The organism is Inquilinus limosus, from assembly GCF_002195995.1.
In the GTDB taxonomy this organism is placed as follows: Bacteria; Pseudomonadota; Alphaproteobacteria; order DSM-16000; family Inquilinaceae; genus Inquilinus; species Inquilinus limosus_C.
Genome location: NZ_NHON01000017.1, coordinates 68,727 through 90,133 on the forward strand (window position 1 = coordinate 68,727; position 21,407 = coordinate 90,133).

The following is a 21,407-nucleotide window of genomic DNA, read 5'->3' on the forward strand; positions in this document are numbered from 1 at the left end:
ACTCAGTAAAACTCACGAAGGACGGCCGAAACCGTCCGTTACATCTTGAAGCCGGGCGGCAGCATGCCGGGCGGCAGCTTGGGCATGCCGCGCATCATCCCGGCCTTCCCCAGCTTCTTCATCCGCTTCATCATGTCGGCCATCTGCTGATGCTGCTTCAGCAGCTTGTTCACGTCCTGCACCGTGCTGCCGGAGCCGGCGGCGATGCGGACCTTGCGCTTGGCGTGGATGATCTTCGGGTTGCGGCGCTCGACCGGCGTCATCGAGGAGATGATCGCCTCCTGCCGCTTGATCATCTTGTCGTCCATGCCGGCCGACTTCATCTGGTCCTTGATCTTGCCGACGCCGGGCAGCATGCCCATCAGCCCCTGCAGGCCGCCCATCTTGCGCATCTGGCGCAGCTGAGAGGCCAGATCCTCCAGGTCGAATTCGCCCTTCTGGATCTTGGCCGCGAGCTTCTCGGCATCCTCCTTCTCAATCGTCGCCGCCGCCTTCTCGACCAGGCTGACGACGTCGCCCATGCCGAGGATGCGGTTGGCGATACGGTCGGGATGGAACAGCTCCAGCGCGTCCATCTTCTCGCCCATGCCGATCAGCTTGATCGGCTGGCCGGTGACGGCGCGCATCGACAGGGCGGCGCCGCCGCGGCTGTCGCCGTCGACGCGGGTCAGGGCGATGCCGGTGACGCCGACCCGCTCATGGAAGGTGCGGGCGACGTTGACCGCGTCCTGGCCGGTCATGGCGTCGGCCACCAGCAGGGTCTCGGTCGGCTTGGTGGCGTCGCGGATCGCCACCACCTCGGCCATCAGCTCCTCGTCGATGGCGAGGCGGCCGGCGGTGTCGAGCAGGACGACGTCGAAGCCCTCGAGCCGGCCGCGCTCCATGGCGCGGCGGGCGATGGCCAGCGGCTCCTGCCCGGCGATGATCGGCAGGGTGGTGACGCCGATCTGCTCGCCGAGGATCTTCAGCTGCTCCTGCGCGGCCGGGCGCCGCGTGTCGAGCGACGCCATCAGGACCTTCTTGTTGTCGCGGTCCTTCAGGCGCAGGGCGAGCTTGCCGGTGGTGGTGGTCTTGCCCGAGCCCTGCAGGCCGACCATCAGCACCGGCACCGGCGGCACGGCGATCAGGTTGATCGGCGTGGCGGCGTTGAGGTCGGGCATCTCGCCGGGCGTGCCGCCCAGCATCTCGATCAGGCAGTCATGGACGATCTTGATGACCTGCTGGCCGGGGGTGACCGACCGCAGCACCTCCGACCCGACCGCGCGCTCGCGCGCCTTGTCGATGAAGTCCTTGACCACCGGCAGGGCGACATCGGCCTCCAGCAGCGCCACGCGCACCTCGCGCATGGCGGCGCCGACATCGGCCTCCGTCAGCGCGCCGCGCTTGCGAAGCCGGTCGAAGATGTCGCCGAGACGGCCGCTCAGACCTTCGAACATGATCGCCCTTCGAATCCCGTCGCCCCAAACGGAAAAGCGCCAGTGCGCGATACTCGCGGACTGGCGGCACCCCATGGGGTCTCGCTGCGGGCCGATCCCGCAACGGCTGGTCTTTTAGGCGGATGGGGGCGAGGAGTCAACCGGAGGGCGGATTGCTGAGATCCCTCGGGTCTCCCGGCTACTCCGCGCCACCGTCCCGGCGCAGCACCAGGATAAAGCCATCCTCGCCCGGCAGGCCGCGGCCGGCCTCGGACGGCACTGCGTCGGCGGCCGGCGGCGGCTCGGTCCGGTTCAGGAAGGATTCCATGGCGGCGACCGGCCAGCGCCAGATCGTCTTGTCCACCGGCCCGGCGCCGATGCCGTCATAGAGCCTGCGGGCCCCGGCATTGTCCGACGCCATCTCCCACCGCACCCGCATCGCCTGGGACACGCCGATATCGGCCAGGGCCCGCATCAGCTGCCGGCCGATGCCGCGGCCGCGCGCCCGGTCGCGGACATAGACGTCGTCGACGCGGATGAAGTCGCCCCCGGTCCAGACCGAATAGTCGATGGTGTAGGTGACATAGCCGACCACGCCGCTGCCATCCTCGGCGATCAGGCCGCGGAAGCGCGGCGGCACCTCGGCCAGCGCCTCGTCGAGATCGGCGCGCTGCGCCGTCATCGCCGCCAGGTCGCCGGTGAACGCCGCCAGCTCCCGCAGCATGTCCAGCAGCATCGGCACATCCGCGGCCCCCAGCGGCCGCACGGTCAGATCGGTCACCACATCATCTCCCGCCTTCGGCAGGGGGTCGCGGGAGGGAGCCGGCGGACAGGCCCTGCCTGCCGTCCGGCGCGCCGCCCGGGGACACCCCGCCCCGTCACACGCACAAATCCGACGGCAGGTCTCCTGGCTCGCGGGTCGCCGCCCCGGGGCGCCCGCCTTCCCGGACTGGTCCGGTGGCTTCGGGCGCGGGCTCGCCGCCTACAGTTGCGGGGGCAGCGCCGGCCTTGCCTCGAGAGGCGCACCGGCTTCCCTTTTCACCCCAGCGGACCGGGGCACCGTCGGTCGCCATGCTAGCCGCCGGCCCTCGCCCTGTCGATCACGCAGGGCTGGGCTCTCGCGCAGCAGGGCCGGTTGATGCCATATGTGGACGGGAGAGACCGGGGAGAGGGCGATGGACGGGCTGCCGTTCTGGAAGATGCACGGGCTGGGCAACGACTTCGTCGTGCTGGACGCGCGCGAGCAGGCGGTCACGGTCCATCCCGACCAGGCCCGCCGCATCGCCGACCGGCACCGCGGCGTCGGCTTCGACCAGTTGCTGGTGATCGAGCCGGCGCAGAGCGCAGGCGCCGACGTGTTCATGCGCATCCTCAACGCCGACGGCACCGAATCAGGCGCCTGCGGCAACGGCACGCGCTGCGTCGCCGCCCTGGTGATGGCCGACACCGGCGCCGAGGCGCTGGTGGTCGAGACCCGCGGTGGGCTGCTGGAGTGCAGCAAGGCCCCGGAAGGCGGCGTCACCGTCGACATGGGCCCGGCCCGGCTGGGCTGGCAGGACATCCCGCTGGCGCACGAGGCCGACACGCTGCACCTGCCGGTCTCCTCCGGCCTGCTGACGGACGGGGTCGGCGTGTCGATGGGCAACCCGCATGCCGTGTTCTTCGTGCCGGAGGCCGAGAAGGTGCAGATCGACGGCGTCGGCCCAGTGCTGGAGCACGACCCGCTGTTCCCCGAGCGCGCCAATATCGGCGTGGTCCAGGTGCTGGGCCGCGACCGGCTGCGCTACCGGGTGTGGGAGCGCGGCGTCGGCGTCACCCAGGCCTGCGGCAGCGGCGCCTGCGCCGCCGGCGTGGCCGCGGTGCGCCGCGGCCTGACCGACCGCACCGTCTGGGTGGACCTGGACGGCGGCACGTTGCTGATCGAATGGCGCGAGAGCGACGGCCATGTGCTGATGACCGGCCCGGCGGAGACCAGCTTCGCCGGCATCCTGGCGCGCGGCCTGCTGGACGGCTGATCGCGTCAGCGGGCGAAGCAGGCCCCGCATCCCCACCAGACCCCATAGATCAGGCCGAGCAGCAGCAGCCGCAGCCAGTACACCAGGCCGAACAGGAAGCCGATCGCGCCGAACAGCACGGTGGCGGCCAGGTCGGCGAGGCGCCGCGACCAGCGGATGGTGGCCTTCACCGTGGCCAGCGCGCCGCGCTTCAGCACCGTGAACACGGCCAGGGTGCGGTCGCCCATCACCGCCGACACCTCGTCGACGCGGCGCAGTTCCGGCACGTCGTCGACATAGCGCAGCAGCTCGACCGACTGGGCCGGGCCGACCCGGTCGGCCACCCGGCCGGCGGCGGCGACGGCCTCGTCCAGCCCCTCCAGCCGGTCGCGGCGGATGGCGGCGGCAAAGACGGCGCCGGGGCGCATCACCGTGTCCTGCCACCCCACCTCCCGCACCTGGCGGCGCAGGGCCGGGAAATCGACCACATCGGCGACCATCCGGCCGAGGCGCTCGGCGAAACGCGCCGACAGGCGGCCGGTCCGCCGGGCGATCTTGAAGGCCGACACCGCGCCGCGCGGCAGGGCCGCGGCCCCGCCGGAGCCCCAGGTCGCGGCCGTGAGCGTCAGCCCGATGCCCGACAGGCCCAGCGCCAGCTCGTCCACCGGCTCGTCATTGCCGAAATGCCAGAGCTCGCGGCCGATGTCCCGCAGGTCGCCGACGAAGGTCATGTCGGCGGCGAAGGCCCCGGCCAAGCCGGACAGGCCGTGGCCCGCCCCGGTCACGGCGCCACCCACCGCCTGCCGCGCGGCCCGGACCGCGCTGCTGGCCGTCGAGGTCTCGTCCGCGTAGCGGAGCTGCCATTCCGGGCTGACCGGGGTGCCCGTCATCTCCGCCACCTTCAGCCAGACCGCCGCCCCGTCGATGTCGTCATCGGCGAAGGCCCGGGCGATCCCGGCACCGACCTGCTCCGGCGAGGTCGCGGCACGGGTCCGGGCGATCAGCGCGGCCTCGACCTCCTGCACCTCCGGCGTCCGCGCCAGCTCGGCCTGGACCAGCTCGATCAAGGGAACGGCGGCGCGCATGGCGAAGAGCAGCCCGACCAGCCCCGGCACCGTGACCAGGACGAATTCCAGGACGCGCAGCGGCCGCAAGCGCAGCTTCATGGCGGCGGGGCTCCCCTCCGGCGCCGCCCCTATAGCATGCCGGGCGACGGGGCCGACAGGCGGTCAGGCGGCCGGCGGGCCGAGCGCCGCGAGATACGCGCGGACCAGCGCCGTGGGGTCGCCGGCGCGCATCACCCCGCCCATCATCGCAACCCCGGCGAAGCCGGAGGCGATGACGCCCGGCAGCAGGTCCGGCCCGACCCCGCCCAGCGCGATCACCCGGCCGGGATGGCGGCCGGCGATGGCGCCGGCCTCGGCCGCGGACAGGGTCGGCTCGTAGCCGGGCTTGCTCGCGGTCGGCGCCAGGGGGCCGAGGGTGACGTAATCGGCCCCGGCGGCGAGGGCGGCATCGACCTCCCCGCCCGAATGGCAGGACACCCCGATCAGCGCCGCGGGGCCGAGCCGCCGCCGCGCCGCGCCCGGGTCGCCGCCGGCGGCCAGATGCAGCCCGTCGGCATCGCCGGCGGAGTCGAGGTCGGCATGGATGGTCACGACCGCCCCGACCGGCCGGGCCAAAGCGCGCAGCCGGCGCAGCAGGGCCAAGCGCTCCGCCGCCGTCAGGTCTTTCTCGCGCAGGCTGACCCAGCGGCAGCCGGCGGCCAGCGCGTCGGCCACCACGCCGGTCAGCGGCCGCGCCGCCTGGCGCCGGTCGGTGATCAGCAGCAGCGGCGGCAACGGCAGGCGGGTCACGTCCCGATCAGGCCGAGCTGCGGGCTGGACGGGTCGGCCAGGCGGCGCTTCGGGATGCGCCCGGACAGGGAGGCCAGGCGCCCGCCCTCGACCCCGGCCGCCATGGCCCGGGCCATGCGCACCGGGTCGCGCGCCTTGGCCACGGCGGTCGACAGCAGCACGGCGGAGCAGCCGAGCTCCATCGCCAGCGCCGCGTCCGAGGCGGTGCCGATACCGGCGTCCAGCACCACCGGGACCTGCACCCGGCTGCAGATCATCTCGATCGCATGCGGGTTGGAGATGCCGAGGCCGGAGCCGATCGGCGACCCCAGCGGCATCACCGCGGCGCAGCCCACATCGGCCAGGCGCATGCAGGTGACCAGGTCGTCATTGCAGTAGGGCAGCACCACGAAGCCGTCGCGCACCAGCTCCTCCGCCGCCTCGACCAGCTGGGCGACGTCCGGATACTGGGTCTCGCGGTCGCCGATCAGCTCCAGCTTCAGCCAGCTGGTGCCCAGCGCCTCGCGCGCCAGCTGCGCCGTCAGGACGGCGTCCCGTTTGGTCATGCAGCCGGCGGTGTTGGGCAGCAGGCGCCAACGGTCGCCGACCAAGTCGACCAGGCTTTCGGCATAGCCTTCCAGGCTGATCCGGCGGATCGAGGCGGTGACGATCTCGGCCCCCGAGGCTTCGATCGAGTCCAACATCAGCTGCCGGTTGGCATAGCCGGCGGAGCCGATGAACAGGCGCGAGCGCAGCGCCACGCCGGCGATGATGAAGGGATCCTGCATCTCGTGCTCTCCTCAACCGCCCTGGAAGGGACGGACGATCTCGATCCGGTCGCCGGCCGCGAGGCGGTGCTCCGGCCAGCGAGTGCGCGGCAGCACGGCGTCGTTCAGCGCCACGGCGGTGCCGCACGCCGCCGGGTCGATGCCCTTGGCCAGCAGCAGGTCGAGCACGCTGATGCCGGCCGCCGCTTCTTCGGCCTCTCCATTCACGTTCACGGTCCCTGGCACGCTCATTGGGCGGCCTCCTGGATCCGGGCGAAGCGGTCGATGCGGAACGGCTCCGCCGCCTGCGGCAGCCTGCCGTCGAGGATGGTGCCCACGACGGCCTCGACCGTCGCCGGCAGCAGCAGGATGCCGTTGCGGTGATGGCCGGTGGCCAGCACCAGCCCGTCGATCGCCGAGGGGCCGAGCACCGGCGCGTCGTCGCGGCTGCCGGGGCGCAGCCCGGCCCAGCTCTCGATCACCGGCAGCTCCTCGATCCCCGGCAGGGCGCGCCAGGCGGCGTCGAGCAGCGACAGCACGCCGCCGGCGGTGACGGTGGTGTCGAAGCCGCGCTCCTCGACCGTGGCGCCGATGATCAGCCGGCCGTCCAGCCGCGGCACCAGATAGGCCTTGCCGGCCCACAGCACATGGCGCAGCAGCGGCGCCGCCGGGTCCATCCGCAGCGCCAGCATCTGGCCCTTCACCGGCCGCACCGGCGGCAGCGCCTCGCGCGGGATTCCCGGGATGCCGCCCGACCAGGCGCCGGCGGCCAGCACCACGACATCGGCCGGCCGCGCCTCGCCAGCCACCACCACGCCGCCGGCCCGGCCGCGATCCAGGATCACGGACTCGACCGCCGCATGGTCGTGCAGCCCGCCGCCGGCCCGGCGCAGCGCCTCGGCCAGGGCCGGCACCAGCCAGCGATTGTCGACCTGGTGGTCGGCCGGGCTGTGCACGGCGGCGGCCAGGCTCGGCCGCAGCATCGGCTCGCGCTTCAGCAGCTCGGCCCCGGTCAGCCAGCGCAGCTCGACCCCCAGCTTGCTCTGATAATCGGCGGAGAACCGCAGATCGGCCGCATCGTCGCGGGTCAGGGCCACGGCCAGCGTGCCCTCGTCGCGATAGCCGATCGGCAGGCCGGACGCGGCCTCGACCTCGCGGGCGAAGCCGGGCCATATCTCCTGGGCATGGCGGCACAGGCCGAACAGCGCCTCCTCCCCCGGCTCGGCCTCCAGCCCGGCGGCGAGCATGCCGGCGGCGGCCCAGCTAGCCTCGCGCCCGACCGGGCCGCGGTCATAGACGTCGACGGGGCAGCCGGCGCGGGCCAGGCGCCAGCCGATGGCCAGGCCGTTGACCCCGGCGCCGATGATGGCGACGCGGGGTCTCGCGCCGCGCAAAGGCACCGGGCCGACGGGCTCGGCGCGCAACAAGGACGGAATCGGAATGCCGGTCATCTCAGGCTCCCTCCGCTGGCATGATCCAGGTCAGGTTCGATGGGTATGATCTCAGCCCGCCGTGACGACGGGCACCCCAGCCGAGCCGCCATTTCAGTCCCGGAGGCGGATGGCTTGCAACCCTTTTCTGCGGGTCGGCCCGTGGTTTTCCGGACAGTGGAAACGGCGGCCCCCGGTCTAGGATCGGCCCCTGCGGCAGCGCGGACGGAGATCGGGAGCACCATGGACATAAGACCTGCCACGGCGGCGGACGCGCCGGCGCTGGCGCCCCTGATGGCCGAGTTGGGCTATCCGACCGCGGCGGAGGAGATGGCGGCGCGGCTGGAGGCGCTGCGCGGCCGGACGGACTTCGCCACCTTCGTGGCGGAGGCGGATGGCGCCGTCGCCGGGATGGTCGGCGTCACGGTGTCGCCCTCCCTCTACCGCAGCGACCTGCTGGGCGCGATCGTCGCCCTGGTGGTCTCGTCCGAGTTCCGCGGCCGCGGCATCGCCGCCCGGCTGGTCGAGCGCGGCGAGCAGTGGCTGCGCGATGCCGGCGCCCGGCGTGCGACGGTCAATCCAAGCACCCATCGGCAGGACGCCCATCGGCTGTATGAGCGGCTCGGCTACGAGCCCACGGGTGTGCGGTTCTCGAAAGCACTCGACTGACGGCGGACCGCCCGAACGCGCTCGTTTTGTCAGACGCGCAGCACTGGCCCCGGATAGCCGGCCAGCCTGGCATCGGCGGTCACCAATGTGACGCCCTCGATCGTCGCCTGGGCCACGAGAAGGCGATCGAACGGATCCTTGTGATGATCTGGCAGCCCCATGACGGCCGCGGCATGCGCCCCGGTGACCGCCAATTCCACATAGCCGTTGTCCAGGAGACCGCGGCGCAGCAGATGTGGATTGACCGCGAAATCAGGCCGGCCTCGGCCGGCCTTGATCGCGACCTCCCAGATGCTGACGGCGCTGAAGATTAACTCGTTCGCCGGGTCTTTGATCAGTGCCACCGCAGCGGCGGACAATCTGCCGGTCCGTTCGATGGTCGTGGAGAACTCCGCAGCCCAGAGCAGGAGATGCGTATCCAGCAGATACTTCATTCCTCGCCGTTGAACATAGCCGCGATCTCGTCTTCGAACATGCGGTCGAAATCGGCGGGAACAGTGATCTGCCCGGCAAGAAAACCGAGGCGCTTCATCGGGCGCGGGGCCGGGGCATCGATCGCGACCACCTTCACCATCGGCTTCCCGCCCTTGGCGATGACGAAGGACTCGCCCTTGGCGGCCTGTTCGACCAGACGGGAGAGGTGGGTCTTGGCAGCATGGATGTTGTAGGTCTGCATGCTGGCCCTCTCTGGTTTAGTCCACTGAGCTTAGTTTATCACGAATCACCTGCTCCGAGAAAGAGGAGCCCCCTATCCCGGCGCGTCGACGACGCCCTCCACATCCGGCGGCCCTGCCCCGCGCGGGGCTGACTTACGGAGGTCACACACGGCGTGTTAAGACAGCGCGCATGACAGAACAGACCAATGACAGCGGCGCAGGGGCGCCGAAAAAAGGGTGGTTCACCCGACTGAAGGAGGGGCTTTCGCGCTCCTCCGCCAAGCTGACCGAAGGCATCGGCAGCATCTTCACCAAGCGCAAGCTGGATGATGCGACGCTGGAGGAGCTGGAGGAGTTGCTGATCCAGGCCGATCTCGGCCCCGCAACCGCCGCCAAGCTGACCGCCGAGCTGGCCCGCACCCGCTTCGGCAAGGAGGTGTCGGGCGACGAGGTCCGGCGCGCTTTGGCCGAGCATGTGGCGCAGATCCTTCGGCCGGTCGCGAAGCCGCTGACCCTGTCTCCCGCGCACAAGCCGCAGGTTGTGCTGGTGGTCGGGGTGAACGGCACCGGCAAGACCACCACCATCGGCAAGCTGGCCAAGCAGTGGCGCGAGGAGGGCCGGTCGGTGATGATCGCGGCCGGCGACACCTTCCGCGCCGCCGCGGTGCACCAGCTGCAGGTGTGGGGCGAGCGCTCCGGCTGCCCGGTGGTCACCGCCAATCCCGGCGCCGACGCCGCCGGCCTGTCCTTCGACGCGCTGACCCGGGCGAAGGCCGAGGGCCGCGACGTGCTGCTGATCGACACCGCCGGCCGGCTGCAGAACAAGGACAATCTGATGGCCGAGCTGGCCAAGATCATCCGCGTGCTGAAGAAGATCGACCCGACGGCGCCGCACGACGTGCTGCTGGTGCTGGACGCCACCACCGGCCAGAACGCGCACAGCCAGGTCGAGGTGTTCCGCGACATGGTCTCGGTCACCGGCCTGATCCTGACCAAGCTGGACGGCAGCGCCCGCGGCGGCGTGCTGGTGGCGCTGGCCGAGCGCTTCGGCCTGCCGGTGCACGCGATCGGCGTCGGCGAGAGCATCGACGACCTGCGGCCCTTCGACCCCGACCAGTTCGGCCGGTCGCTGATGGGAGTCGAGGCATGAGCAAGACCTCAGGTCCCCAGACCTTCGCCACCGAGCAGTTCCGGGACGCGGCCGAGGCGGTGGCCCGGCTGCACGCGATCTACGACGCCAACACCGGCCTGCTGCGCGACGCCTTCCGCGCCTATTCCCGCGGCGAGGAGCCGGCGAAGCGGGTGCGCGCCTGCTACCCCTACCTGTCGGTCCGGGTCGAGGATTTCAGCCGGGCCGACACCCGCCTGTCCTACGGCTTCGTCGACCGGCCGGGCAGCTTCTCCACCACCATCACCCGGCCGTCGCTGTTCCACCGCTACCTGACCGAGCAGGTCGGCCAGATCATCCACAACCACCATGTGCCGGTCGAGATCGGGGTCAGCGACACGCCGATCCCGATCCATTTCGCCTTCCCCGACGGCATGCATGTCGAGGGCGACCTGACCCGCGAGCGCATGCTGCACATGCGCGCGGTGTTCGACCTGCCGGACCTGGCGATGATGGATGACAGCATCGTCAACGGCACCGCCCTGATCCCGCCGGACGAGCCGCACCCGCTGGCCCTGTTCACGGCGCCGCGAGCGGATTATTCGCTGTTCCGGCTGAAGCACTACACCGCCACCGGCTGCGAGCATTTCCAGAACTTCGTCCTGTTCACGAACTACCAGTTCTACATCGACGAGTTCATCCGCATCGCCTACGAGCTGATGCAGGGCGACGGTGGCGGCTACGACGCCTTCGTCGAGCCGGGCGACCGCATCACCCTGCCCGGCGGGCGGGCCCGCGGCGCCCCGGCGGCGCGGCTGCCGCAGATGCCGGCCTATCACCTGACCCGGCCGGATCATTCCGGCATCACCATGGTCAACATCGGCGTCGGCCCGTCCAACGCCAAGACCATCACCGACCACATCGCGGTGCTGCGGCCGCATGCCTGGATCATGCTGGGCCATTGCGCCGGCCTCAGGAACACCCAGAAGCTGGGAGACTACGTCCTGGCCCATGGCTATGTCCGCGAGGACCATGTGCTGGACGCAGACCTGCCGGTCTGGGTGCCGGTGCCGGCGCTGGCCGAGATCCAGGTGGCGCTGGAGCGCGCGGTCGGCGAGATCACCGGCCTCAGCGGCTATGGGCTGAAGAGCGTGATGCGCACCGGCACGGTGGCCACCATCGACAACCGCAACTGGGAGCTGCGCGACTATCGCGAGCCGGTGCAGCGCTTCAGCCAGAGCCGCGCCATCGCGCTGGACATGGAGAGCGCGACCATCGCCGCCAACGGCTTCCGCTTCCGGGTGCCCTACGGCACGCTGCTCTGCGTCTCCGACAAGCCGCTGCATGGCGAGCTGAAGCTGCCGGGCATGGCCGACGCCTTCTACAAGCAGCAGGTCGGCCAGCACCTGCAGATCGGCATCCGCGCCATGGAGCGGCTGCGCGAGCTGGGGCTGGAGCAGCTGCACAGCCGCAAGCTGCGCAGCTTCGCCGAAGTGGCCTTCCAGTAGGGCGATGCCGGAGCACACCCCTCCCCGGATGGACCGGCCCCGCATCGGGGTCGGCGCCGTGGTCTGGCGCGACGACCGGCTGCTGCTGATCCAGCGCGGCAAGGCGCCCCAGGCCGGGCAGTGGAGCATCCCCGGCGGCAGCCAGGAGCTGGGCGAGACCCTGTTCGAGGCGGCGCTGCGCGAGACCCGCGAGGAGGCCGGGGTCGAGGCCGAGGCTCTGGGCATCGTCACCGCGGTCGATTCGATCCACCGCCACGCCGGGGGCGGGGTCGAGTGGCACTACACCATCATCGATGTCGAGGCCGAGTGGCGGTCCGGCGAGCCGGTGGCCGGCGACGATGCCGCCGCAGCGCGCTGGGCGACGCTGGAGGAAGCCGACGATCTCATCGAATGGCCGGAGCTGCGGCGGGTGCTGCACCTGTCGGCGCGGCAGCGGTCGCAGCGCCGGCGCACGCCCGGCCCGGTGCGGCTGAAGCCGCGGCCGGACCTGATGCGGCTGATGCGCACGCCGCTGGGCCGGCTGGTGGCGCGGCCCTGGTTCGACGGCATGTCGCTTGCGCTGCTGCGCGGCTGGTTCCTGCCGGCCTCGCGCAGCCTGGCCGCGGCGATCATCGCCGACGGCGACCTGCACCGCTTCTGCGCCGAACTGCCGATCGCGCCCGACACCCTGGGCAAGCGGCCGCTGTGGCTGGGCCGCACCCTGCGCGACGTCGCCCGCCTGGCCGAGCAGCACCGCCAGGCCGAGGCGGAATGGCAGCGCCTCCTATTCTCCACCACCGCGCCGCTGGCCGATGTGGTGGCGGCGGAGGAGGCGCGGCTGGACGCGGCCTCGGCCCTGACCACCAGCCGGCTGCGCTTCGCCCTGTTCGGCAACAACCGCAAGATCCCGGCCTGCCGCTGGGTGATCCCGACCGAGGACGAGGTTGAGGCCAGGCACGGCGCCCGTCTGGCCGATCCGGAGAATGCCTACCGCCTGCCGGAGACGCTGCCGGTGGTGGAGGAGACGCGGCGCCTGCCGAGCGAGCTGGGCACCGACCACTGGCTGACCTTCCCGACGCCCGACCCGGCGGTGGAGAGCCCGTGCTGGGCCCGCGTGTTCACCCCGGCCGACGCCGTCGACCCGCCGACGGTGATCCATCTGCACGGCATCTGCATGGAGCCGGACCATCTGCGCGGCCCGCTGAGCGAGATCGAATCCCTGGTCCGCCGCGGCCTGCGCGTGGTGCTGGTCGAGGCGCCCTGGCACGGACGGCGCAAGCGCCCCGGCAGCTATGCCGGCGAGCCGATGGTGGCGTCGACCCCGCTCGGGGCGCTGGACCACCTGTCGGCGGCGGTGCGCGAGGTCGGCATCCTGACCCGCTGGGCCCGGCAGACCAGCCGCGGCGCGGTGGGGTGGAGCGGCATCAGCTTCGGCGCCCTGACGGCGCAGCTGGCCGCGGCCCATTGCGGCGCCTGGCCGGCCGCGTGCCGGCCGGACGCGCTGCTGCTGTTCACCACCTCGGAGGGGATCGAGGAGATCGCCCTGGGCGGCGCCATCTCCCGCGCCTTCGGGCTGGACCGCGCCCTGCTGGCGGCGGGCTGGACCGAGGCGGCGTTGAGCCGCTGGCGGCCGCTGACCGACCCGGTGGAACGGCCGCAGATGGACACCGGCAACGTCTTCATGGTGCTGGGCAGCAAAGACGACGTCACCCCCCTCGCCGGCGGCCAGGCGATCGCCCGGCGCTGGGGCGTGCCGGAGGCGCAGCTGCATATCCGGCCGCAGGGCCATTTCTCGGTCCCGGCCGGGCTGATGGTCGACGGCGCGCCGATCGCCGATTTCGCGGAAAGGCTGCTGTCGCTGTGAGCCTGCTGATCGTCACCGGCGGCGGCCGCGGCATCGGCGCCGCCATCTGCCGCCGGGCCGCCCGTGACGGCTGGGCCGTCGCCGTCAACTACCGCTCCGATGCCGCCGCGGCCGAAGCCGTGGTGGCCGAGATTGCGGCCACGGGCGGCCGGGCAGTCGCGGTGCCCGCCGATGCGTCGCACGAGGGCGAGATCCAGGACCTGTTCGACCGGGCCGAAGCCGCCTTCGGGCCGGTGCAGGCCCTGGTGAACAATGCCGGCATCACCGGCCGCAACGGCGTGCTGGCCGATCTCGAGGCCGAGACGCTGCGACAGGTCGTGGACGTCAACCTGATCGGCCCGATCCTGTGCGCGCGGGAGGCGGTGCGACGCTTCCGCGCCGCCGGCACCAAGGGCGCGATCGTCAGCCTGTCCTCGATCGCGGCGCAGACCGGCAGCCCGGGCGAATATGTCCACTACGCCGCGACCAAGGGCGCGATCGAGAGCTTCACCATCGGCCTGGGTCGCGAGCTGGCGGCCGAGGGCATCCGCGTCAACGCGGTGGCGCCGGGGATGATCCGCACCGGGATCCACGCGCCGGGGCGGCTGGAGCGGGTGACGGCACGGATCCCCGCCGGCCGGCCGGGCGAGCCGGAGGAGGTCGCCGAGGCCGTGGCCTGGCTGCTGTCCGACGCGGCACGCTACACCACCGCCACCGTGCTGAAGGTGGCGGGCGGCATCTGATCCTGCCTTGCGCCGGCCCGGATTTTGCCGCGCGCCCGCACCAGGATCGGCAGGACATCTGTCCGGCCGCGGCCGGATCTGATACTGGACGACCGAGGGGGATCTGCGGTCGCGGCGTGGCGAGGGAGATATGATGATCCGGCGCGGTTTGCTTCCCATGGTGCTGCTGCTCGGCGGCGTCGGCATCCAGGCGGCCCAGGCCAGCGGCGATTTCGGCTGCGGGGTGACCTGGTCGCTGAAGCAGGGTGATCTCGACGGCTGCAACAACCTGCCCTTCCTCAGCCCCGCCAATGACAGCCGGGTCAATCTGCGCCTGCTGCTGGCCGACCAGGGCCGGGCGCCGATCCCGGACGGGGCGCCGACCGAGTACGAGCGCGAGATGGGCTACGCGCTGGTGCCCTTCGGGCTGGAGCGGCTGGGCCCGCCGGAAGAGACGCCGGCGGATGCGCCCGCCGGCGGCGCCGGCAGCGGCGAGACCGCGGTGGTCGAGACCCAGCCCGCCGCCGATCCCGACCGCGCGGCGCTGGCCGAGCTGGCGCAGAAGATCGGCGTACCGCCGGAGGCCGTGACCTCCGCCGCCGCCGAGAGCGGCGGCAACCTGTTCGCCACCGGCGAGGGCAGCCGCTGCGCCAGCAATGACGATGCCGCCGCCCGAGGCTTCCTGCAGCAGCTGGCCGGCAGCGCCGACCTGCCGGGGCCCGAGCGGCTGTCGCTGGCCCGCGCCCGCCTGGCCATGCTGGGCGGCTGCAGCTGGGACGACGCGCAGAAGGCGAAGCTGGTGCCGGCCGATGTGCAGTCGGCGCCGGGCAAGCAGTTCGCCGGCTACCTGCAGGGCGCGGTCGCGTTCTATGCCGGCGACTTCCCGCAGGCGACGACGGCGTTCAAGGCGCTGGACGGCAGCGACCAGCCCTGGCTGAAGGAGACGGCGCGCTACATGGAGGCGCGCACCCTCTTGAACCAGGCGCAGCAGAACGCCTTCGACGAGATGGGCTATCCCAAGCTGGAGGATGTCGACAAGGCCGTCCTCGCCGACTCCGAGAAGGCGTTCCAGGACTATCTCCAGGCCTATCCGAGCGGCCTCTACACCGCCTCGGCCCGCGGCCTGCTGCGCCGGGTCTACTGGCTGGGCGATGACCCGACCCGCCTGGCTGCCGCCTACGCCACGCTGCTGGGCCAGGCCCCGGCCGACGCCGCCGCACTCGACACCGTGGTGCAGGAGACCGACAACAAGCTGCTGGTGTCCAAACGCAGCGCCGATGTCACCGACCCGACGCTGCTGGCGGTGATGGACCTGATAGTGATGCGCGGCAAGGGCGTCGACGCCGATGGCGGCCCGGCCCTGAGCCTGGACACGCTGGAGCAGCAGAAGCCGCGCTTCGCCGACCAGCCGGAGCTGCAGGGCTACCTGGTCGCCGCCTACCAGTTCTACGTCGCCCAGTCGCCGGACGAGACGCTGAAGAGCCTGCCGGACCCGGTGCCGACCGGCGCCATGACCACCATCGCCTTCAGCCGCCAGACCCTGCGCGGCTTCGCGCTGGAGGCCAAGGGCGACTGGGCCGGGGCGCAGAGCCTGTGGCTGCAGCTGATCCCGCTGGCGAAGCCGCTGCAGCGCGCCCAGCTGGAGCTGGCGCTGGCCATGAACTATGAGCGCAGCGGCCGGCTGGCCACGGTGTTCGAGGCCGGATCGCCGATCAGGACGCCGGAGATCCGCCGCATCCTGCTGCGCAACCTGGCCGGCCAGGCGCTGCTGCGGCAGCAGGCCAAGGCCACCGACGCGACCGAGGAGGAGCGCGACACCGCCCTGTTCACGCTCCTGTACAAGGACCTGATGCGCGGCCATTACCGCGGCTTCGGCACCGATTTGGCGCTGCTGCCCGACCCGCTGCCGGAGAAGCCGTCGGTGCCCTGGGACCAGTCGCTGACCCTGTTCCACTGGGACGGCGCCTCGGCCGAATCCGACTACACCTGCCCGTCGATCCGGGAGATCGCGGCGACGCTGCAGAAGAACCCGGAGAGCCCGGAAGGGCTGAACTGCCTGGGCGAGTTCATCCTGCGCAACGGTCTGGACTCCTACGCGCTGGACACCCAGCCGGACGACAGGCAGCTGGGCGGCACCGCCACCCAGTTCCCGGGCAAGGTCTATTCGCGGCTGGACGGCTACATGCATGTGATCGCCGACGGCAAGGCCGGCCGCAACGACCGCGCCTATGCGCTGTACCGCGCCATCAACTGCTTCGCGCCGAGCCAGAACAATGGCTGCGGCCCGCAGGAGATCCCGCAGAACCAGCGCAAGCAATGGTTCCAGACGCTGAAGACGCGCTATGGCAACACCGCCTGGGCGAAGAGCCTGAAATACTACTGGTGACGATGCGCCGCCTGGCCCTCGGCGCCCTGGCCGCGGCGCTGCTGCTGGCGGCGCCGGCCGGCGCCACGGTCGATGCGTCCGAGCACGACGCCTTCTGGCTGTGGGCCGGGGTGCCGCCGCCGGCGGTGCTGGCCCAGGCGCAGACGCTGTACATCCTGCAGGGCCAGATCGATCCGCCGCCGCGTGGCGGAAGCGGGCCGGCGCGGATGATCGCCCAGGGCATCGCCGTGCCACGGCTGCGCCAGGGCGAAATCTGGCTGGCCTATCGCGCCCACACACTGCGCTGGCCGCCGCGGATCCTGCCCACCATCCTGGCCCAGGCCCGGCGCTGGAAGCAGGCCGGCAACCCGGTGGTCGGCATCCAGATCGACTTCGACGCCCGCACCCGGCACCTGCAGGAGTATGCCGCCTTCCTGCGCGACCTGCGGGCCCAGCTGCCGCCCGAATACCGGCTGAGCATCACCGGGCTGATGGATTGGGGCAGCAATGCCGACCCCGAGGCGATCAACCAGCTGCGGGACGTGGTCGACGAGGTGGTGGTGCAGACCTATCAGGGACGGCACACCATTCCGACCTACCGGTCCTACCTGCCGCGCATCGCCCGGCTGACCCTGCCCTTCCGGATCGGGCTGGTGCAGGACGGCGAGTGGCAGGCGTCGGACGCGCTGGCCGCCAGCCCCTGGTTCCGCGGCTATGTGGTGTTCCTGCTGAAGCCCTGAGCCGCCGCGCCATCGGCGATTCTCCCGGCCGCGAATCTGGCGTATGAACCGGCCAGGAGGGGCTTCATGACACAGACACGCACGATCCGCCGCATCGCCTGCGGCCTCGCCCTGCTGGGCGCCCTGGCCACGCCGGCGCTGGCCTATGACGACGCGACCGAGAGCCGGATCCGGACGCTGGTCGAGACCGGCATGCAGTACTACTGGTCCGGCGGCGACGTGAAGAAGGCCGAAGCGGAGGTGTTCAAGGGCATCACCCTGCACGGCCGCTACGACGTGGTCGAGCAGGCCTTCGCCGAGGCCTCGTCCCTGGCGCCGGAGCGGCTGGATTTCCGCTACGCCGTCGCCTCCACCCAGATCATCCAGAAGAAGATCCCGGAGGCCGAGGCGACCTACCAGGAGATCACCAAGCACGACCCGCGCGCCACCGACGCCTATGCCTGGCTGGCGGCGCTGGCCCGGGTGCGCGGCGACGCCGATGCCGCGGCGCTGGCCGACATCGCCCTGGCCGGCCTCGACCGTCCCCTGGCCGAGCGCACCCGCGCCCGCTTCGCCCGCACCGAGGCGATCCTGGCCGACCCGCCGACCGCCGCCATCCCGGCGCTGCCGGGCAAGCCGGTGATCCTGGTGCTGGGCTATGCCCTGGCCAAGGACGGCACCATGCAGCCGCCGCTGCTGGACCGGCTGGACGTGGCGCTGAAGGCGGCCCAGGCCAATCCGACCGCCCGGCTGATCGTCACCGGCGGCCAGCCGCAGGCGGGCGTGACCGAGGCCGACCTGATGACCCGCTGGCTGGTGGAGAAGGGCGTCGACCGCGACCGCATCATCGGCGAGGACAAGGCCAAGGACACGGTCGGCAACGGGCTGAACGCGGCGTCGCTGATCAAGCGCCATGGCGGCGACGCGGTGATCCTGGTGACCAGCGCCAGCCACATGCGCCGGGCGCGGGTGGTGGTCGAGGAGGCGCTGGCCCAGTACGGGCTGAGCCCGGCCGTGCTGCCGGCGATCGCGCTGGACGCCTCGTCGCTGGAGGAGGCGGCGAAGGTCGGCCCGGATGAGCGGCTGGTGGTCTATCGCGACCTGATGCGGACGTCGGGGCTGTGGGCGTATCCGGGCCTGCAGCAGTAAGGGCCTCCCCTCCCATCGTCATTGCGAGCCCCGAAGGGGCGTGGCAATCCAGAAATCGAGCCGCTGGATCGCCACGTCGCTTCGCTCCTCGCGATGACGACCAGAAAGCAGGAAGCGTCCGATCCCCATGTCCCCCGACCTCGCCGCCGTCCGGCGCGCCACGCTGATCGGCGGCACCGCCGTGCTGATGTGGGCGACGCTGGCCCTGCTGGCCACCTGGGCCAGCGCCATCCCGCCGTTCCAGCTGACCGGCATGGCCTTCGCCGTCGCCTTCCTGATCGGGCTCGCCTGGATGGCGCTGCAGGGCCGCTCGCCCCTGGCCGCCGCCCGGCAGCGGCCCGCCGTCTGGCTGCTCGGCATCGGCGGGCTGTTCGGCTATCACCTCGTCTTCTTCATGGCGCTGCGCCTGGCGCCGCCGGTCGAGACCAACCTGATCAACTACGCCTGGCCGCTGCTGATCGTCGTGTTCTCCGCCCTGCTGCCGGGCGAGCGGCTGCGCTGGTGGCATGTCGCCGGGGCGGCGCTGGGGCTGCTCGGCGTCGTGGTGCTGATTTCGGGCCGCGGCGTGGCCTTCGACCCCGGCTTCGCCCTGGGCTACGGCGCCGCCATGCTGTCGGCGATGATCTGGGCCGGCTATTCGGTGCTGAGCCGGCGGATCGGCGCGGTGCCGACCGAGACGGTCGGCTGGTTCTGCGGCGGCACCGCCCTTCTGTCCCTGCTGTGCCACCTGGCGCTGGAGGACACGGTGGTGCCCGACGCCGCCGGCTGGGCGGCCGTCGCCGGGCTGGGCCTGGGGCCGGTCGGTCTGGCCTTCTTCGTCTGGGACCATGGCGTGAAGCGCGGCGACATCCGTGCCCTGGGCGCCTTCGCCTATGCCGCGCCGCTGCTGTCCACCCTGCTGCTGATCGCCTTCGGCCAGGGCGCCCTGACCCCGTCGGTCGGCGCCGCCTGCGCCCTGATCGTCGGCGGGGCGATCCTGGCCGGGCGCGACCTGTGGGCCCGGCGCGCCGCGCGGGCCTGAGCCCCTAACCCAGCTCCGGCCGCCAGCCGGGCGGGGCCAGGGTGAAGCCCTCGAAGCGGAAGGCCGGGGCGACGACGCAGCTGACCAGGGTCCAGTCGCCCAGGCTGCGCGCCGCCTGCCAATGCCCTTCCGGCACCACGCCCTGGAACCGGTCGCCGGCCAGGATGTCGGGGCCGAGGCGCAGCGCCTCCCCCGCCTGCCCGGTCTCCGCGATCGACAGCTCCAGCGGCGCGCCAGCCTGCCAGATCCAGATCTCCGGCGCGTCGACAGCGTGCCAGTGCGACACCTCGCCGGCCCGCAGCAGGAAATGGATCAGCGAGGCCCGGCCGCGGCCGCCTTCGGGCGGCGGGTCGCGCCACAGCTCGACATAATGCCCGCCCTCCGGATGGGGCTGCATGCCGAGCTTCGCGATGATCGCCTCCGGCGTCAGGGCGCCGCTCATGCCTGGGCGATCGTGGTGACGTAGGACGGGCGCTCGGCGAACACCGCGTGCCAGGCCGCCAGCCGCGGATGGGTCTCGCGCCAGCCCCAATCGACGAAGCGCAGGTCGAGATAGCCGAGCGCGGCGGCGGCGGCGATGGTGCCGATGGTCAGCGGCCCGTCGAGCTCCGCCGCATCGGCCTCCATCTGGTCGAGCGACTTGCGGATCTTGCTCTTCTGCCGCTCGATCCAGGCCTCGCTGCGCCCGCCTTCCTGGCGCAGCGTCAGCTCGTAGCGGATCAAGAGCGCCGCATCCATCAGCCCGTCGGCCAGGGCCTGCCAGCGCAGGGCGCGCCAGCGCTCCGGGCCGGCGGCCGGCAGCAGCTTCCCGCCCTCATGCAGCGTGTCGAGATACTCGCAGATCACCGGGCTGTCGTAGAGCGGGCCGAACTCGGTCTCCAGCACCGGGATCTTGTTCAGCGGGTTGCGTGCCGACAGGCCGCTGGCCGGGTCCTCGGTGCTGGTCGGCGTCACCTCGATCCGGTCCTGCAGGCCGAGCTCGGCGGCGACGATGCGGACCTTGCGGGCGAAGGGCGAGAACGGGCTGTAGAGGAGCTTCATGATCGTTCCAGGTTGGGGATAGCGGTCAGAACCGGTCCTTGCGGCCGCGGATCTCGGCGAAGACGGCGACGGGATCGGCGCCGGCCATGCCGATGGCGGCCTGCAGCTCCGGCTTGTCGGCGCGCAGGAAGGGGTTGGCCAGCTTCTCGCGGCCGAGCTGGGCCGGGATGGTCGGGGCGCCGCTCTCGCGCGCGTCGTCGACATCCTCGGCATAGGCCTGCAGCACCGGGTTGGCGCCGTCGACCGTCAGCGCGAAGCGGGCGTTCGACTGGGTGTATTCATGGCCGCAATAGATCCGGGTGGTGTCCGGCAGCGCCCGCAGCTTCTGCAGGCTGGACCACATCTGCTCGGGCGTGCCCTCCAGCAGGCGGCCGCAGCCCAGCGCGAACAGCGTATCGCCGCAGAACAGCACGCCGGCATCCTCGAACCAGAAGGCGATGTGGCCGGCGGTGTGGCCGGGAACGTCGAGCACCGATCCCCGAGCGGCGCCGACCATGACGTGGTCGCCCTCGGCCACGCCGCGGTCCAGGTCGGGGATGCGCGCCGATTCCGCCGCCGGCCCGACGATCGAGGCGCCGTAGCGCTTCGCCAGCTCGTGGTTGCCGCCGACATGGTCGCCGTGATGGTGGGTGTTGAGGATCCAGTCCAGCCGGCCGCCCTTGGCCTCCAGCTTCGCCGCCACCGGGTCGGCCTCGCCGGGGTCGACCACCCCGACCATGCCGGTCTGTTCGTCCTCCAGCAGATAGGCGTAATTGTCCTTCAGGACGGGGATCAGCGTGACGCGAAGCGAGGCCATGCGTCCTCCTGGATCAGCGGGATCGGGTCGGGGCAGCATAGCCGCTCCCGGCCCGCTCCGCGACCCCGCGATCCGGTTGCAGCGTCCCGGCCTCCCCACTCCGTCATTGCGAACGCAGCGAAGCAATGACGATGAGGGACGGACGTCGCGAAAGGTCCCGCTTGCAGGATGACGACGACCCGGCCGGTCACCCGGTGTCGGGCTTGTCGGCCCAGTCGAGGCAGGGGAAGGGTTCGAGGCCGAGGGAGAGGCAGAGGCGTTCGGCGACGCGCATCGGCGGCTCGGCGTCGAGCAGGGCCGGGATGTCGGGCTCCCGCAGCCGGGCCTCGATCCCGGCCTTGAGCTCCGCGGCCTGGTCGGCATCGGCATGGAGCAGCGGCAGCCGCATCA

At 72.0% G+C, this 21,407-nt stretch carries 23 protein-coding genes and 2 riboswitches; of the genes, 10 read left to right on the forward strand and 13 right to left on the reverse strand.

What is annotated here, in order from left to right:
- Positions 1 to 38 precede the first annotated feature (38 nt).
- Both ffh and BWR60_RS11985 read right to left on the reverse strand, forming a co-directional pair.
- Positions 39 to 1,436: a signal recognition particle protein gene (ffh, locus tag BWR60_RS11980; RefSeq protein WP_088151253.1), complete on the reverse strand. Its 1,398-nt coding sequence runs from the start codon at positions 1,434 to 1,436 to the stop codon at positions 39 to 41.
- A 178-nt stretch (positions 1,437 to 1,614) separates the two neighbouring features.
- Positions 1,615 to 2,196 carry a GNAT family N-acetyltransferase gene (locus BWR60_RS11985; RefSeq protein ID WP_144445600.1) on the reverse strand — a complete coding sequence of 194 codons (582 nt, stop codon included), beginning with the start codon at positions 2,194 to 2,196 and terminating at the stop codon, positions 1,615 to 1,617.
- A gap of 99 nt (positions 2,197 to 2,295) precedes the next feature.
- A riboswitch (cobalamin riboswitch) is annotated at positions 2,296 to 2,494 on the reverse strand.
- Positions 2,495 to 2,590: 96 nt separating this feature from the next.
- Here BWR60_RS11985 and dapF point away from each other — a divergent pair.
- The gene (dapF, locus tag BWR60_RS11990; protein WP_088151255.1) at positions 2,591 to 3,430 is read left to right on the forward strand and encodes a diaminopimelate epimerase; all 840 of its coding nucleotides are present in this window, start codon (positions 2,591 to 2,593) and stop codon (positions 3,428 to 3,430) included.
- Positions 3,431 to 3,435: 5 nt separating this feature from the next.
- Here the strand turns inward: dapF and BWR60_RS11995 are convergent, their stop codons facing one another.
- The 5 genes from BWR60_RS11995 to thiO all read right to left on the reverse strand — a co-directional run bounded on the left by BWR60_RS11995 (position 3,436) and on the right by thiO (position 7,462).
- Positions 3,436 to 4,575, reverse strand: coding sequence for a hypothetical protein (locus BWR60_RS11995; RefSeq protein ID WP_088151256.1), 1,140 nt, complete (start codon positions 4,573 to 4,575; stop codon positions 3,436 to 3,438).
- Between the two features lie 63 nt (positions 4,576 to 4,638).
- Positions 4,639 to 5,265 carry a thiamine phosphate synthase gene (locus BWR60_RS12000; RefSeq protein WP_088151257.1) on the reverse strand — a complete coding sequence of 209 codons (627 nt, stop codon included), beginning with the start codon at positions 5,263 to 5,265 and terminating at the stop codon, positions 4,639 to 4,641.
- Entirely contained in the window at positions 5,262 to 6,032 is a 771-nt protein-coding gene (locus BWR60_RS12005) for a thiazole synthase (RefSeq protein WP_088151258.1), read from the reverse strand. The genes BWR60_RS12000 and BWR60_RS12005 overlap by 4 nt, the downstream gene beginning before the upstream one ends.
- A 12-nt stretch (positions 6,033 to 6,044) precedes the next feature.
- Positions 6,045 to 6,263: a sulfur carrier protein ThiS gene (thiS, locus tag BWR60_RS38100; protein ID WP_088151259.1), complete on the reverse strand. Its 219-nt coding sequence runs from the start codon at positions 6,261 to 6,263 to the stop codon at positions 6,045 to 6,047.
- A complete protein-coding gene (thiO, locus tag BWR60_RS12015; protein WP_088151260.1) occupies positions 6,260 to 7,462 on the reverse strand; it encodes a glycine oxidase ThiO in 1,203 nt (400 codons plus the stop codon). Before thiO ends, thiS begins: the two co-directional genes overlap by 4 nt.
- Positions 7,453 to 7,551: riboswitch (TPP riboswitch) on the reverse strand. It overlaps the preceding gene by 10 nt.
- Positions 7,552 to 7,684: 133 nt before the next feature.
- Here thiO and BWR60_RS12020 point away from each other — a divergent pair.
- Positions 7,685 to 8,110 (forward strand): GNAT family N-acetyltransferase, encoded by a 426-nt coding sequence (locus BWR60_RS12020; protein ID WP_088151261.1) that lies wholly within the window; start codon positions 7,685 to 7,687, stop codon positions 8,108 to 8,110.
- 29 nt (positions 8,111 to 8,139) lie between these two features.
- Here the strand turns inward: BWR60_RS12020 and BWR60_RS12025 are convergent, their stop codons facing one another.
- Positions 8,140 to 8,544, reverse strand: a complete 405-nt coding sequence (locus tag BWR60_RS12025; protein WP_088151262.1) for a type II toxin-antitoxin system VapC family toxin — start codon at positions 8,542 to 8,544, stop codon at positions 8,140 to 8,142.
- Complete coding sequence (locus BWR60_RS12030) at positions 8,541 to 8,786, reverse strand: type II toxin-antitoxin system Phd/YefM family antitoxin (RefSeq protein ID WP_088151263.1); 246 nt, start codon at positions 8,784 to 8,786, stop codon at positions 8,541 to 8,543. Before BWR60_RS12030 ends, BWR60_RS12025 begins: the two co-directional genes overlap by 4 nt.
- A gap of 170 nt (positions 8,787 to 8,956) precedes the next feature.
- On the opposite strand from BWR60_RS12030, the gene ftsY reads away from it, so the two are divergent.
- The 8 genes from ftsY (at position 8,957) to yddG (ending at position 19,180) form a co-directional block, all read left to right on the forward strand.
- The gene (gene ftsY / locus BWR60_RS12035) at positions 8,957 to 9,916 is read left to right on the forward strand and encodes a signal recognition particle-docking protein FtsY (RefSeq protein ID WP_218823457.1); all 960 of its coding nucleotides are present in this window, start codon (positions 8,957 to 8,959) and stop codon (positions 9,914 to 9,916) included.
- A complete protein-coding gene (locus BWR60_RS12040) occupies positions 9,913 to 11,382 on the forward strand; it encodes an AMP nucleosidase (RefSeq protein WP_088151265.1) in 1,470 nt (489 codons plus the stop codon). The genes ftsY and BWR60_RS12040 overlap by 4 nt, the downstream gene beginning before the upstream one ends.
- A 28-nt stretch (positions 11,383 to 11,410) precedes the next feature.
- Positions 11,411 to 13,225 carry an NUDIX hydrolase gene (locus tag BWR60_RS12045; protein WP_088151266.1) on the forward strand — a complete coding sequence of 605 codons (1,815 nt, stop codon included), beginning with the start codon at positions 11,411 to 11,413 and terminating at the stop codon, positions 13,223 to 13,225.
- Positions 13,222 to 13,947, forward strand: coding sequence for an SDR family oxidoreductase (locus BWR60_RS12050; protein WP_088151267.1), 726 nt, complete (start codon positions 13,222 to 13,224; stop codon positions 13,945 to 13,947). The genes BWR60_RS12045 and BWR60_RS12050 overlap by 4 nt, the downstream gene beginning before the upstream one ends.
- 130 nt (positions 13,948 to 14,077) lie before the next feature.
- Positions 14,078 to 16,312, forward strand: coding sequence for a hypothetical protein (locus BWR60_RS12055; RefSeq protein WP_218823459.1), 2,235 nt, complete (start codon positions 14,078 to 14,080; stop codon positions 16,310 to 16,312).
- Between the two features lie 2 nt (positions 16,313 to 16,314).
- On the forward strand, positions 16,315 to 17,031 hold the full coding sequence (locus BWR60_RS12060) for a DUF3142 domain-containing protein (protein ID WP_088151268.1): 717 nt from the start codon (positions 16,315 to 16,317) through the stop codon (positions 17,029 to 17,031).
- Positions 17,032 to 17,097: 66 nt separating this feature from the next.
- A complete protein-coding gene (locus tag BWR60_RS12065) occupies positions 17,098 to 18,159 on the forward strand; it encodes an ElyC/SanA/YdcF family protein (protein WP_218823461.1) in 1,062 nt (353 codons plus the stop codon).
- A 127-nt stretch (positions 18,160 to 18,286) separates the two neighbouring features.
- Positions 18,287 to 19,180, forward strand: coding sequence for an aromatic amino acid exporter YddG (yddG, locus tag BWR60_RS12070; protein ID WP_088151269.1), 894 nt, complete (start codon positions 18,287 to 18,289; stop codon positions 19,178 to 19,180).
- Positions 19,181 to 19,184: 4 nt separating this feature from the next.
- On the opposite strand, the gene BWR60_RS12075 is transcribed toward yddG, so the two are convergent.
- The 4 genes from BWR60_RS12075 to BWR60_RS36985 all read right to left on the reverse strand — a co-directional run.
- A complete protein-coding gene (locus tag BWR60_RS12075; protein WP_088151270.1) occupies positions 19,185 to 19,622 on the reverse strand; it encodes a cupin domain-containing protein in 438 nt (145 codons plus the stop codon).
- Positions 19,619 to 20,221 carry a glutathione S-transferase family protein gene (locus tag BWR60_RS12080; protein ID WP_088151271.1) on the reverse strand — a complete coding sequence of 201 codons (603 nt, stop codon included), beginning with the start codon at positions 20,219 to 20,221 and terminating at the stop codon, positions 19,619 to 19,621. Before BWR60_RS12080 ends, BWR60_RS12075 begins: the two co-directional genes overlap by 4 nt.
- Before the next feature lie 25 nt (positions 20,222 to 20,246).
- Positions 20,247 to 21,017: a hydroxyacylglutathione hydrolase gene (gloB, locus tag BWR60_RS12085; protein WP_088151272.1), complete on the reverse strand. Its 771-nt coding sequence runs from the start codon at positions 21,015 to 21,017 to the stop codon at positions 20,247 to 20,249.
- Between the two features lie 187 nt (positions 21,018 to 21,204).
- A partial coding sequence (locus tag BWR60_RS36985; protein WP_088151273.1) for a hypothetical protein occupies positions 21,205 to 21,407 on the reverse strand: 203 nt, incomplete at its 5' end.

Coding starts and splice junctions, on each gene's coding strand:
- yddG (WP_088151269.1), top strand. CDS start 18,287: ATGTCCCCCGACCTCGCCGCCGTCCGGCGCGCCACGCTGATCGGCGGC.
- BWR60_RS12005 (WP_088151258.1), bottom strand. CDS start 6,032: ATGCAGGATCCCTTCATCATCGCCGGCGTGGCGCTGCGCTCGCGCCTG.
- BWR60_RS11995 (WP_088151256.1), bottom strand. CDS start 4,575: ATGAAGCTGCGCTTGCGGCCGCTGCGCGTCCTGGAATTCGTCCTGGTC.
- ffh (WP_088151253.1), bottom strand. CDS start 1,436: ATGTTCGAAGGTCTGAGCGGCCGTCTCGGCGACATCTTCGACCGGCTT.
- BWR60_RS12040 (WP_088151265.1), top strand. CDS start 9,913: ATGAGCAAGACCTCAGGTCCCCAGACCTTCGCCACCGAGCAGTTCCGG.
- thiO (WP_088151260.1), bottom strand. CDS start 7,462: ATGACCGGCATTCCGATTCCGTCCTTGTTGCGCGCCGAGCCCGTCGGC.
- BWR60_RS12065 (WP_218823461.1), top strand. CDS start 17,098: ATGACACAGACACGCACGATCCGCCGCATCGCCTGCGGCCTCGCCCTG.
- BWR60_RS12025 (WP_088151262.1), bottom strand. CDS start 8,544: ATGAAGTATCTGCTGGATACGCATCTCCTGCTCTGGGCTGCGGAGTTC.
- ftsY (WP_218823457.1), top strand. CDS start 8,957: ATGACAGAACAGACCAATGACAGCGGCGCAGGGGCGCCGAAAAAAGGG.
- dapF (WP_088151255.1), top strand. CDS start 2,591: ATGGACGGGCTGCCGTTCTGGAAGATGCACGGGCTGGGCAACGACTTC.
- BWR60_RS12060 (WP_088151268.1), top strand. CDS start 16,315: ATGCGCCGCCTGGCCCTCGGCGCCCTGGCCGCGGCGCTGCTGCTGGCG.
- BWR60_RS12030 (WP_088151263.1), bottom strand. CDS start 8,786: ATGCAGACCTACAACATCCATGCTGCCAAGACCCACCTCTCCCGTCTG.
- BWR60_RS12045 (WP_088151266.1), top strand. CDS start 11,411: ATGGACCGGCCCCGCATCGGGGTCGGCGCCGTGGTCTGGCGCGACGAC.
- BWR60_RS12020 (WP_088151261.1), top strand. CDS start 7,685: ATGGACATAAGACCTGCCACGGCGGCGGACGCGCCGGCGCTGGCGCCC.
- BWR60_RS12080 (WP_088151271.1), bottom strand. CDS start 20,221: ATGAAGCTCCTCTACAGCCCGTTCTCGCCCTTCGCCCGCAAGGTCCGC.
- BWR60_RS12055 (WP_218823459.1), top strand. CDS start 14,078: ATGATGATCCGGCGCGGTTTGCTTCCCATGGTGCTGCTGCTCGGCGGC.
- gloB (WP_088151272.1), bottom strand. CDS start 21,017: ATGGCCTCGCTTCGCGTCACGCTGATCCCCGTCCTGAAGGACAATTAC.
- thiS (WP_088151259.1), bottom strand. CDS start 6,263: ATGAGCGTGCCAGGGACCGTGAACGTGAATGGAGAGGCCGAAGAAGCG.
- BWR60_RS12075 (WP_088151270.1), bottom strand. CDS start 19,622: ATGAGCGGCGCCCTGACGCCGGAGGCGATCATCGCGAAGCTCGGCATG.